Origin of the sequence: Paracoccus sp. 08 (genome assembly GCF_024105395.1) — a bacterium.
Classification (GTDB): domain Bacteria; phylum Pseudomonadota; class Alphaproteobacteria; order Rhodobacterales; family Rhodobacteraceae; genus Paracoccus; species Paracoccus marcusii.
In genome coordinates this window covers 20,718-32,422 of record NZ_WEKR01000026.1, presented here as the reverse complement: position 1 = coordinate 32,422, position 11,705 = coordinate 20,718, and the positions used below count along the sequence as shown (strand labels likewise).

The following is an 11,705-nucleotide window of genomic DNA, read 5'->3' as shown; positions in this document are numbered from 1 at the left end:
CTTCGGTGGACCACACTCTGGCGGCGCATCGGACCAACGCAAGCCATTACGATTGATGAAGATTATCCCGCTCAAGACCCGCCGATCATCGACCCGTGGGCGGCCATGGCTCTTTGGAAAGAACGGCCGCAGCCGCGCCATCTGCTCGTCACTCAGCCAAAAAAGATTGCTCAGCATGCCCCCATCAGTTCGGGAGCGTGAAACACGCCGGCAAGGGGGTCAAAACCCACTAATGGGTCATGGCCCTAGCGTTCCGACAATGCAAGGACTCCGGCAGTTCCTCAGCGTAAAAAATCTTAATTTCAAATTTATATAGATTAACAGTATTTTTACTATATTTTTCATTTCCTTATTGCGGCAGATGATTATATTTTGTCATGGACCACAGATTCCAGTTCGTAATGGAGTAAAGCAGATTGCAATTGTGGTTGTGGCATATTTTCTTACGCGCTAATAGCATTTAGGGAATGAGCAGATCTCTGTAAATGCTCAGATATAGCGCCAACATCAAACTTGAGTGGTTTATTTATTGCGGGATATGTAAATTGACATATAATTTAATCGCGTCGGGAGTAATATGACGTGTTCTAATTTATTATTGTTGGATTGGCTCGCCCGTGCGCTGCTGTGGATGTGCGGGCCGGATGCGGATGCGTTTCTAGATGCCGAGATCTCGGTTTGTGACGAGGCCATTCGGCGGCGTGTGGGTCTGATTTCCTGAGCGGCAGAGAGAGGGACGATGCAGGCCTGTGCGAGAGATGTTGATCCTTTGCGGCAGAACCAACCGCGGCAATGAAATACACGTCGTGGCTTGGGCAGCCGGCAATGAGTTTCCTGCATCAAGCCCGCATTTCCAGTGCCTGCCGTGTTGCCCGTTAAGGTTTGATTTACCTTATTTGCGCAATGTGTCCCGCTGAGGGCCGGGAATGCGCAAGACGATTGCCCGGCATCGTATTTCGGTATGACGGGGGCGCATCATGATCTGGGGTCGAAGCGGCAAGGTGCAGGCGTCGGAAACGGAGGAGGTGCGGGATACGGTCGAGCTTCCGATTCGGTCGCCGGGCGGGTTCTCCGAAGAGGCGCTCAAAGGTCTGGCCGACCTCGAGGCTCGCATGCCGCCCCCCGAGGCGGTGACCGAGCCCGCGTTCACCAGGTCCTTCCGCATGACGGACCGGCTGAAGCCCGATGCCGCGGCGGGCGGCGGGCTGGTGACAGGGACGGACGGGACCGCCCGGCCGCATTACTGGGGTCATCGTGAACGGCTGCGGACCCGCTTTCTGGAGGGCGGTCATGCGCCGATGCCCGATTACGAGATGCTGGAGCTTTTGTTGTTCAACGCCGTGCCGAAGATCGACGTCAAGCCCTTGGCCAAGCGCCTGCTTGCCACATTCGGGGATCTGAACGGCGTCGTCGCGGCATCCGAACACCGCATCCGGCAGGTCGAGGGCGCGGACCGTTGGGTCTATCTGCAACTGCGGCTGGTGGACGCGTTCGCGCAGCGGATGGCCCAGGCCAAGGTTCTGCAGCGCGAGGTGCTGTCGTCCTGGCAGGCGCTGATCTCCTATTGCCGCACCTGCATGGCCTATCGCGAGACCGAGCAGTTTCGGGTGCTGTTCCTGGATCGCAAGAACACGATCATCGCCGATGAGGCCCTGGGCAGCGGCACCGTCGGGCACGTGCCGGTCTATCCCCGCGAGGTGGCCAAGCGCGCCCTGGAGCTGAACGCAAGCGCCGTGATCTTGGTCCACAACCATCCTTCCGGCGACCCGACGCCTAGTGACGAGGACATCACCATGACCGCCCGCGTCGCTGCGGCCTGTGAGGCGATCGATGTCTCGGTCCACGACCATGTCATCATCGGCAAGGATGCAGAGGCGTCATTCCGGGAGCAGGGGCTGTTGTAGTCCATTCGGGTTTCAGCTGCCGCCAAGACCGGGCGTACTGCGCCGTATCCAATCGATATGATGCCAACGGCGGAACCGAGCGAGGGCATAATTGGATCGACTTGGTATTGGTCGAGTAACGGAAAGGACCCGTCCGAATCGGACGCGGTTCCTGTGATGGAAATTGGTTCTGGTCTGGTCAGCATGGCCACGGCGTGCCGGCTTGTTGGTAAATCCTTATGTCAGGTAGCGACTGGATCAGTCTCAGAACTGACGCTCGCTGCCATCATTTCATCGCGCAGGGAACAGGACACGTTCGTAACATCACAGCCGGCCCTAATTACCTCGTTGCTCCGCGATAGAATGTACAGATACCGAGGAGGGACATGACTGTCTGTGCGTCTGTAGCATTGTACCTAGGCTCAATAGAACCTGCGACTCTGCCGCCAAGTTCGCGGACAGATCTCACTATCCCGAAATAGGCATCTCGCAGAGCTGAAGTTTCAATGCATGCAGAACCTTGCGCGCTGCCCGTCCTTGACAGCGTAGGTTTTCTCGTGTCGCGGCGCCATGTACGTCCATAAACACGGTGTTCCGATCAGGCGATAGCGCGCCGGATTTGCACGGTTAGTGATTCAGATGCGCTGTGCGCTATCAGGAGCGTTTGCGGGGATTTCTCTACAGATGAATCCCCGCATCTGGGCTGGCCAAACTTGACAATCCGTCATGTGGCTTCATTATGAAACTACGGAGGATTTTAATTGTGTTCGTGTTTTCTCGTGTTCCGATAGCCGCTCTGGCAGCGGTCGGCTTTCTGGGGACGGCTCCCTTGGCATTGGCGCAGGCGACGCCGGATGATCTGGCCGCGCAGGCGCAGGCCTTGCGTCAGATCATCGCGCAAATGGAGCTTGAGGCTGCCGAGCTGGAGCCCCAAGTCGAGGCAGCGCGCACGGAGCTGAGCGACCTGACGGCCAGGATCGAGGCGGCGACCAGCCAGCTTGCGCAGGAGCAGGAGAGCCTTACCGGCGCGCAAGAGAACCAGGGCACGGTTGAAAGCGGCACCGAGAGTGCAGAGGCGCAGGATGCTGATCTGAGAACCCGGATCGCGGCGGCTGAGGCGGAACTTGAGGACTTGAACACCACCCTCGAAGCGCGGCGCGCCGAGGCGGAGGAACTGGCTCAACAGACGGAAGATCTTCGCACGACCGAGCAGGAGCAGGCACAGAGACTTGCCGTGCTGGAGGAGGAGATAGCAGCCGCCACCGCCAGCCGTGAAGAGATGACCTCTGCGCGGCAGGAGATTGAACCGCAGCTTGACGCGATGCGTGCAGAGCTGGCCGATCTGACAACGCGTCGCGATGCGATTCAGGCGGAATTGGAGCGGTCCGAAAGCCTTTCTGCACAGGTTGCGGAGCAAGAGGAGCAGGCTTCTGCCGTTGAGGCACAGCTTGCCGCCGCGCAGGCTGAACTGGCTGAGCTGACGACACGTCGCGACGCGGCGCGGGCGGAACTGGAGCAATCCGAAGGCCTCTCTGCACAGGTTGCAGAGCGGGAGGATCAGATGGCCGCCGCTCAGGCCCAGTTGGACGAAGTTCAGACGGAACTCTCGGAGTTGACTGCCCGTCGCGATGCGATGCAGACGGAGCTTGAACAGGCGGAAGGCCTCTCCACGCACGTTGCGGAGCGAGAGGAGCAGGCTGCCGCTGCGGAGGCGGAGCTGAATGCCCTCCAGGCGGAACTGGCAGAGCTGACCACGCGTCGCGATGCGATGCAGGCTGAGTTGGAGCGGTCCGAAAACCTCTCCGCGCAAATCGCGGAGCAGGAGGAACAGGCGGCCGCGGCCGTGGCCGAGTTGAATGCAGTGCAGTCGGAACTGGCAGAGCTGACCACGCGTCGCGACGCGATGCAGGCCGAGCTGGACCGGTCCGAGAGCCTTGCCGCACAGATCGCCGTGCAGGAGGAGCGTGCCGCAGCGTTGCAGACGCAGATCGAGACGCTGAGCACCGACCTGGCCGCACAGCAGGCTGAGCCAGAGCAGGCAGCCGCCCCCGAGCCGCCGACGGATGCGCCCGCCGAACCGGCCCCCGTGGCAACGCAGGAACCTGCGGCAGACGCGCAACTGGCGGTCACCGGTGACGACGGCTTGGCTCTGCAACCGCGGGACGCGGATCAGGTCAGCGCCATCCTGGCCACCACGCCCGGTCTTCCGCAATCACAGGCGTCGCGCGACCGGCTGCGCGACCTGCTGGTCGAAGGCCAGTGCACCATCGACGCGCTGCGCGAGGTCCAGAACCCCATCAACCGCCAAGCGTTGCTTGTCCTTCTGGCCGGGCTGGACGGATGCTGACATTCCTCAAGCGGAAAGAGACGACGATGCCAATTTCCAAGCTTCTGCAACGCCTTGCCTTCGGGATCTGCGTGGCGTCCGGCATGTCCGTCGCAGGCCATGCCCAGAACGCCGACATGACGATCATGACCGGATCGCCGACCGGCACCTATATCCAGATCGGTCGCGACCTGAGCGGCCTGATGCAGCAATGCGGCCAGAACCTGGAGGTCGTCGAATCGGCCGGCTCGCTGGAGAATTTCCTGGCCGTGCGTCAGCGCCCCAACACCCAGTTCGGCATCGTCCAGAACGACGTGCTGGAATACATGCAGACATTCGCCAGCGATGATCCTGCCGTGGCGCGGGCCATCGCCGGCGTTCGGATCGCCTTTCCCCTTTATGAGGAAGAGGTCCACATCCTGGCGCGCCGCGACATCGCCGATTTCGGCGGGCTGAACGGCAAGCGGGTCGCCATCGGGGTCGAGGACAGCGGCACCTATCTGACCGCATCGCTGATGATCTCTCTGGCCGGCATCGAACCGGCCGAGGTGCTGCCCATCGCACCCGGCGATGCGCTGCCGCAACTGGAAGCGGGCGACATCGATGCCTTCTTCTATGTCGCGGGGGCGCCGGCCGCGCTGTATGCCGAAAACGAGATCGACGGAGAGCAGTTCCACCTGCTGCCGATCCAGGATGACACGCTGCAGGCGGTCTATACCCCGGCGACGCTGGCGGGGGGGACCTATGCCTTTCAGCCGGACCCGGTGGACCTGGTCGCCGTCAAGGCGGTGCTGATGACGTATGAATACGATCCGCGTGGCAACCGCTATCATCAGGCCAGCTGCCGCGGCGTGTCGGACCTGTCGTCGCTGATCCTGTCCAACATTGACACCCTGCGCTCCGACGGTCATGCAAAATGGCAGTCGGTCGACCTGACCGACATTCCGCCGGGCTGGGACATCTCGACCTGCGTGAACCGGGGGATCGACCCGGAATACGTGCCCAGCTGCACCCCCGTCGCGCCAGAGGCCGAGACGCCGACCGACAGCGAGGCCAATGCCGCCTATCGCCGCAACATCTGCGCCGTTCTGGGCTGCTGATCAGGGCGCCGTCGGCACCGCCCAGTCCGATGCCGGGCCGGGCGTACCGTCGGCGCGCAGGGCCGCGACCCGCCACCGTGCAACGGGCTGTTCGATCAGGGCAGCTGTCAGGTCGGTGTCGATCTGTTCGATCTGCTCCGATCCTTCGACGTTGAATTCCACGCGGTACTGCACCGGGTCCGGCCCATCGGGTGCGGACCAGTACAGTTCGGACTGACCTGCCGTCAGGATGGTCTGGCGGTTCGGGGTGGGCATGCCGGGAACCTCTGCGGGGGACGGATCGGCGACATCAAGCTCGCGCAGCCGTGCAACGGCGCCCGAGATATCGGGTGCCTTGCGATACCATGCGCGGGCGCTGTTCGGATCGGCCTCGACCCCGATGCCGGTCTCGTACAGCTGACCTAAATAGTACGCGGCCCGTTCGTTGCCCCACAGCGCAGCACGTTTGTACAGCGCCAGCGCCGCCGCCTGATCGACGATATCCGCCTCGAGCGCCTGCGTCAGGAGAATCTGCGCGTCCGGGGCATTCTCCTCGACCTCCGTCACGATCGCGGCCTGCCGCGGGGTGGGCTCGGCCACGGGTTCCGGTGCGATGGGCGCGGGTGCAGGGGGCGCCGCTTCGGGTGCTTGGACAACCACCGCCGGAGTTTCCGCGGCCTGATCGACGGGCGCCCGGCCGGGGGTCAGTACATAGCCGCCGATTGCGACAAAACCGATCACGGCCGCGCCGGCCAGGGCGGGCGTCTGCCACCGACGCGCGGGCGGCTCCTCCAGCAGCAAGGGCACATGCCCCGCGGGCGCCGTCCCGACATAGGGTTCCGGAAAAGACGGCGGTGCAGCGGGTTCTTTGATGGTGGCCGCTTCATCGCGGTACCCGCCTGCAGGCAGGTCGGGCAGTGGGTGGGGCAGGGTCCCGGCCTGCGCCAAGTCAGACAGACAGGCATGGACGAACACTTCGTCCATCCGGCCGCCTGGAGCCATGCGCTCCCGGGACAGGCAGTGCCGCACCAGGCGGTCGATCTGGCCGGGATTGCCGCCGGAGGCCTCATGGATCAGCCAAAGCCCGCCGGCATCGAAAGGCTGGCGTCCTCCGTGACAAGGGCATTTCCGGACGCGGAAGCGATGAGTGATATAGGCGGCGGTCTCTGCCTGCGTCAGGGGCTGCATCCGCAGATGCCCCCCGATCCTGCGCCGCAACTCCTCATGAATTGGGGGGTCGAGCAGGGCGGCGGCCTCTCCACGTCCGACCAGCAGGACATACAGCGGCTGCGGCAAGCCCGAGGCGGCCGTGATCTCCTCCAGGAATTCCTTGGAGGGTTCGGACAACAGATGCGCATTGTCGACGATCAGGACACATTTCCGGTAGGTCGAGCGCCCTTTCTTTAGAAGCCGTGTCAGTTCCGTCAGCGGGTCAGGGGAACTGATGCCGAACGCCTTAGGCACTTCCTGCGACAGATCCATGCCCGGACGATCCAGCGTGACCCGTCCGATTTTCATGTCACCGGAGGATTGCGCGATGAACTCCGACGTCAGGACCGTCTTCCCGATCCGGGCCGGCCCCGACAGGACCAGCAGCCCACGATCGAACTTGGTCCAGGCCTTGATCATCGCCAGATGATCACGATGCGCTTCGGTCAGATACAGTTGATGCCGGCCCGGTGCCGACGCGAAGCAGGGGCAGGACAGTGTATCAAAGGCGTTGTCCACTGCTCTCTCCACCAAGGCACGAGGTCCAGGCACACCGCAACGGATGCCACACAATCGAAATGCTCTGTTAACCAAGGTAAACAAGAATGGCGCGAGGGTCCATCGGCCACCTGCTCAGGTCCCTGAAAAGTGCATGTCAATTGTTGGTATTGTCCGGCGGTATGGCGATGCCATGATGAACAGTTCTGTTGAACCGTCCACTGACGCTTCGGGACAACATGCGGCACATATATTATATAGGAGTCTTTCGTGTGATCGCTTGAAATGCCGAGTTTTTTAAATCATACCAGTATGGGCTTGTGTATATGGTATGACTGACAGATTTGTTAGGGATAATGCTAGAATATCCATAAGGTGATTTTTTGGAATTTTTGTTATAAATCAACTTCATGTAATTTAATGGTCTTGGAACTTGGCGAACGATATCCAATAAGTAGTGTACGTCTTCACGTTAATACTTTTGGTATCTTAAAATGCCCTTCTGGGCGTTATTAGCGCAAACGGCTTTGCATCTGTTGATGCCGTGGCGCATGCGCATAATAGAAAGTCTTGCCCGGACTTTTAAGTATAGAACAGCATATTTCACTTCTTTTACCGATATGGATGATTGAGCCATATTCTCCAAAAGGTTGATCCGAATATAATCCATCAACCATGTAGCGAATATTGGAGGAGAGCTTGTCGCTTTCGGCACCACTGGAGCGTTCAGGAAAACTGCAAGTATACTGAGCTTTTAAATGATCGGCAGGCTGGCGCAATCGAGACGCCCAGTATTAGGCGCTGGCGATTTCATGGCCAGTTTTTTAGGGGAAAGGCCAGCCCACCCGGAAAGGCAAGTCACGATCGCCCTGGCTTCACGCCAGAGTATTCCGCTCTCCGGAGGCGCCAATACAGACGCCCCCAATCACGGCAACCAGATTTCGATCGTGCCGTCACGCGGGGTGGGGCGGAAGAAGGTGAAGTCTGCCACCGTCGCCCGGCCACCCCCGCCGATCAGGTCGGCGATGGTCCCGGAAACCTCGCGGTCGGCGTCCTGAAAATAGCGGATGCTCTGGCGGTCGACTGCGTAGCGGACGGGACGGGTCTCGACCTCGGCCGTGCCCAGGGCGCGCAGAAGGCGGCTGATTTCCTGCGAACGCTCGAACCCGCCGCGTTCGGGATAGTGGATCACGACCCGCGCCTGCGCCAATGTCCGCGATCCGAAGGACGGTGTCGCCGCGGGGATGCCATTCCACGGCGCGGGGGCTGTCGTGGCGGGGGGKTGTGTGAATACGGGTGCACCGGGAGGTGAGACAGGCACCGGCGATGGCGCAACGGGCACAGGCACAGGAACCGGCACGGGCGCCGGTGATGGCGCGACGGGCACGGGTACCGGCGCCGCGACACGCGGGCTGGGTGGCGCGACGGCGACCGGAGTGCGGGGAGCGGGTTCCACCGGTGCCGCCCGCTCGGGTCGGGGCGCCGGGGGTGCTTCGGGCGCCGGCTGCGGTTCGGGTGCGGCAGCCTGGCCGGGCAGGGGCGGCAGGTGCCGCCAGATGTCCTGCGCAGTGGGAATGCCCCCCGTGTTGCCCTGCGCCCCCGCCTGCGCGGCGATTAGGCAGGCGGTCATGGTCAGCGCCCCAAGGCGGGCTGTCAGCTGGCTGCGGCGTTGGGTCATGTCACGGGCCTTTGCTGTGATGCGTGCGTCCTGGCACCTTGATCAGCCATCAGGGCGTCGTACGCGTTGTGGGATGCATAACGGACCCCGCCCGCGTGTCACGTCAAGTTCCGGTTATCCCCGCTGAACGGCAAAAAATCGCTTAATTTCAACGCTTAATTGCGAAAGACGCCATGCTGTTCCGTCAAGGTTGTCGGCCCTGACCACAGGTCTTATTGGAACAGGATGTGACGCCGTCCGTCGCGCGCGTGATGGAAATCGCATGTCACCCGGAACACGTCGGCCAACAGGTCCTGCGTCAGCACCTCGGCCGGGGGACCATCCGCCACGACGCGGCCCTGGTCAAGCACCAGCAGGCGGTCGCAGAACATGGCCGCGTGGTTCAGATCGTGCAGCGCCACGATGCTGGTCAGCCCCAGTCTGGAAACCAGCCGCAGCAGGTCCAGCTGATGCTGGATGTCCAGATGATTGGTCGGCTCGTCCAGGAACAGCTCTCGGGGCTGCTGGGCCAGGGCACGGGCGATCTGGACGCGCTGACGCTCGCCGCCCGACAGGCCCTGCCAGCTTTCATGGCGGAACGCGGTCATGTCGACCTGTTCCAGCGCCCGTTCGACCGCGATCATGTCGGCCGTCGAACATCCCGCCAGAGGCGCGCGGTGGGGTGTCCGTCCCAGCATCACGACCTCCTGGACGGTCACGTTCATTTCGGTCTGCGCGTGCTGCTGGACCAGAGCCACGCGCCGTGCCAGGTCGCGCCGGCGCATTCCCGCGATGTCCTGTCCATCCAGCGTGACCTGGCCCCGGTCCGGCCGCCGCAGCCCCGCCAACAGCCGCAGCAGAGAGGACTTGCCCGACCCGTTCGGCCCCAACAGCCCCAGGATCGTGCCCGGCTGAACGCGCAGCGACACGTCATGCAGGATCGCCTTGCGCCCGACGCTCCAGGACAGGTTGGTGGCTGCGATGCTCATGCCGTGGCCCTCGCGCGGTACAGGATCAGTGAAAAGCACGGGACGCCCACCAGCGCGGTGACGATGCCGATGGGCAGGGTCTGCTGGGTCATCACGCTGCGCGAGACGATGTCGGCCAGGACCATGAAGACCGCGCCGACCACCGCGCAGGCGGGCAGCAGACGCATGTGTCCCGGCCCGATCAGGAACCGCACCGCGTGGGGGACGACCAGCCCGACAAAGCCGATGGATCCGACCATGCTGACGATGGTCGCGGTGATCAACGCCGTCGTCGCGAACAGGACGATCCGCACCCGGCCCACCGCGATCCCCATGGATGCGGCCGCGTCGTCGCCGAAGGTGAAGGCATCCAGCGCGTGTGCATACCAGATGCAGACGACAAGCCCGATCAGCATCACCACGGCCAGCAGCTGGAATTCCGGCCAGCGCACGCCGCCAAGGCTGCCCAGCAGCCAGAACATCACGTCGCGCGCCTGCTGCGCGTTGCCCGAGGTGGTGACGACATAGGCAGTCAGCGCGTTGAACAGCTGTGCAGCCGCGACCCCGGCCAGGATCGTGCGATCCGGCCCGCCGCGCCCGCCGTCCGACAGCAGCGCCACGAAGGCAAAGGCCGCCAGCGCCCCGGCAAAGGCTCCGGCCGACAGCGACACGGTGCCCGCGCCGACGCCCAGGATGATCACCGCCACGGCCCCCGTCGACGCACCCGCGGACACGCCCAGCACATAGGGTTCGGCCAAGGTATTGCGCAGCAGCGATTGCAGGATCGCACCGCAGATCGCCAATCCCGCCCCGCACAGCGCCGCGACCAGCGCCCGGCTGAGACGCAGGTCCCAGATCACGCTGTCCTGGATGCGGCTGATCTGGGCATCGGTCCAGCCCAGGTGGTTGGTGGCCGACAGGCCGACGGTCGCCAGCGGGATCCGCATCTCTCCAATGCTGACGGCCAAGGCCACCGCGACCGTCAGGGCCGCGGTCGCGATCATCAGCAGGGCGGCGAAACCGCCCCTGCCGCGATGGGCCGAAACGCTCATTTCCCCTGCAGCGCGTCCAGCTGACGGGCCAGCTCCTCGGCGCCATAGATGGTGCGGATCGTCGGGTTCATCGCCGCGCCGTTCATGGTCAGGATGTGGCCCTGCTGCACCGCGGGCATCTGGCTGACCGAGGGGTCGCTTTCCAGGAACGCGATCTTGTTGTCGGCGCGGTCCAGGTCCCACCGGTCGCGGTCCAGCGATGCTGCGACGATGTAGGTCGGATCGGCGGCGATGATGCCCTCCCACCCGACGGTCGGCCATTCCGCCTCGGTCGTGATCGCGTTGCGGCCGCCCAGCAGGTCGGCGATGAAGCCCGATGCACCGTTCTTGCCGCCCAGATAGGCGTCCTCTCCGGCCGAGGGGCTTGAGAACCAGAACAGGAAGGTCGTGTCGTCGTCGCGGTCAAACCGCGCACGCAAATCGGCCTCACGCTTGCGGAAGTCGGCGATCAGCGCCTGCCCGCGATCGGCCACGTCGAAGATGCGCGACAGCTCGTCGATCTCCTGGTACAGAAGATCCATGTTCCACAGCTGATCACGGCTGCCATAGATGTCGCCGGCGTCGTCGCGGGTGTTGCAGATGCCGGGCGACAGATAGCTGGGAATGCCCAGATCGGCAAAGTCCTGTCGTTTGGCGACCTTGCTGTCATCGCCCAGCAGCAGGGGCAGCTGCGCCGCCACGAAGTCCGGCTCCTTGGTCAGGATCCCTTCCAGCGTGGGCTGTTCGACGGTCAGGATCTCGACGGCGGCATTCGCCCTTTCCAGCTCGGGCAGCACCTTGGTGGGCCAGAAGGCCGACGCGGCCAACCTGTCCTGCAGCCCCAGCATCAGCAGGATCTCGGCGCTGTTCTGTCCCAAGGCCACGGCATTCTGCGGCGCCTGCTCAATGGTGATCTCAATGCCGCAGTTCTCCAGCGTCAGCGGATACTGCGTCGGTTCGGCCCACAGCGTCGCGGGCGCTGCAAGACAGGCCAAGGCCGCAAGAATGAATCGGGGGGGCTGGTGCATGGTCTGCTGCCTGATCGTGTATGACG

At 63.1% G+C, this 11,705-nt stretch carries 9 protein-coding genes; 3 read left to right on the top strand and 6 right to left on the bottom strand.

What is annotated here, in order from left to right:
• Positions 1–174 (bottom strand): transposase (locus GBO37_RS10585; protein ID WP_252928883.1); only part of this gene is annotated, 174 nt, incomplete at its 3' end.
• Between the two features lie 938 nt (positions 175–1,112).
• Between GBO37_RS10585 and radC the strand changes: the two genes are divergently transcribed.
• From radC to GBO37_RS10565, 3 genes are all read left to right on the top strand, one after another.
• The gene (gene radC, locus GBO37_RS10575) at positions 1,113–1,904 is read left to right on the top strand and encodes a DNA repair protein RadC (protein ID WP_045999578.1); all 792 of its coding nucleotides are present in this window, start codon (positions 1,113–1,115) and stop codon (positions 1,902–1,904) included.
• A 742-nt stretch (positions 1,905–2,646) separates the two neighbouring features.
• The gene (locus tag GBO37_RS10570; protein WP_252928879.1) at positions 2,647–4,230 is read left to right on the top strand and encodes a hypothetical protein; all 1,584 of its coding nucleotides are present in this window, start codon (positions 2,647–2,649) and stop codon (positions 4,228–4,230) included.
• A gap of 26 nt (positions 4,231–4,256) precedes the next feature.
• The gene (locus GBO37_RS10565) at positions 4,257–5,309 is read left to right on the top strand and encodes a TAXI family TRAP transporter solute-binding subunit (RefSeq protein WP_127898787.1); all 1,053 of its coding nucleotides are present in this window, start codon (positions 4,257–4,259) and stop codon (positions 5,307–5,309) included.
• On the opposite strand, the gene GBO37_RS10560 is transcribed toward GBO37_RS10565, so the two are convergent.
• The 5 genes from GBO37_RS10560 to GBO37_RS10540 form a co-directional block, all read right to left on the bottom strand.
• Positions 5,310–7,016: an AAA family ATPase gene (locus GBO37_RS10560; protein ID WP_252928876.1), complete on the bottom strand. Its 1,707-nt coding sequence runs from the start codon at positions 7,014–7,016 to the stop codon at positions 5,310–5,312.
• Between the two features lie 904 nt (positions 7,017–7,920).
• Positions 7,921–8,673 carry a hypothetical protein gene (locus GBO37_RS10555; RefSeq protein WP_252928874.1) on the bottom strand — a complete coding sequence of 251 codons (753 nt, stop codon included), beginning with the start codon at positions 8,671–8,673 and terminating at the stop codon, positions 7,921–7,923.
• Positions 8,674–8,885: 212 nt separating this feature from the next.
• A complete protein-coding gene (locus GBO37_RS10550; RefSeq protein ID WP_252928872.1) occupies positions 8,886–9,641 on the bottom strand; it encodes an ABC transporter ATP-binding protein in 756 nt (251 codons plus the stop codon).
• Positions 9,638–10,672, bottom strand: a complete 1,035-nt coding sequence (locus tag GBO37_RS10545) for an iron ABC transporter permease (RefSeq protein ID WP_252928869.1) — start codon at positions 10,670–10,672, stop codon at positions 9,638–9,640. Before GBO37_RS10545 ends, GBO37_RS10550 begins: the two co-directional genes overlap by 4 nt.
• Entirely contained in the window at positions 10,669–11,679 is a 1,011-nt protein-coding gene (locus GBO37_RS10540; protein ID WP_252928867.1) for an ABC transporter substrate-binding protein, read from the bottom strand. Before GBO37_RS10540 ends, GBO37_RS10545 begins: the two co-directional genes overlap by 4 nt.
• Positions 11,680–11,705: the final 26 nt, after the last annotated feature.

Bases quoted from the DNA above. Each gene is read 5' to 3' on its own strand.
- GBO37_RS10550 (WP_252928872.1), bottom strand. From the start codon at position 9,641: ATGAGCATCGCAGCCACCAACCTGTCCTGGAGCGTCGGGCGCAAGGCG.
- radC (WP_045999578.1), top strand. From the start codon at position 1,113: ATGCCGCCCCCCGAGGCGGTGACCGAGCCCGCGTTCACCAGGTCCTTC.
- GBO37_RS10540 (WP_252928867.1), bottom strand. From the start codon at position 11,679: ATGCACCAGCCCCCCCGATTCATTCTTGCGGCCTTGGCCTGTCTTGCA.
- GBO37_RS10565 (WP_127898787.1), top strand. From the start codon at position 4,257: ATGCCAATTTCCAAGCTTCTGCAACGCCTTGCCTTCGGGATCTGCGTG.
- GBO37_RS10545 (WP_252928869.1), bottom strand. From the start codon at position 10,672: ATGAGCGTTTCGGCCCATCGCGGCAGGGGCGGTTTCGCCGCCCTGCTG.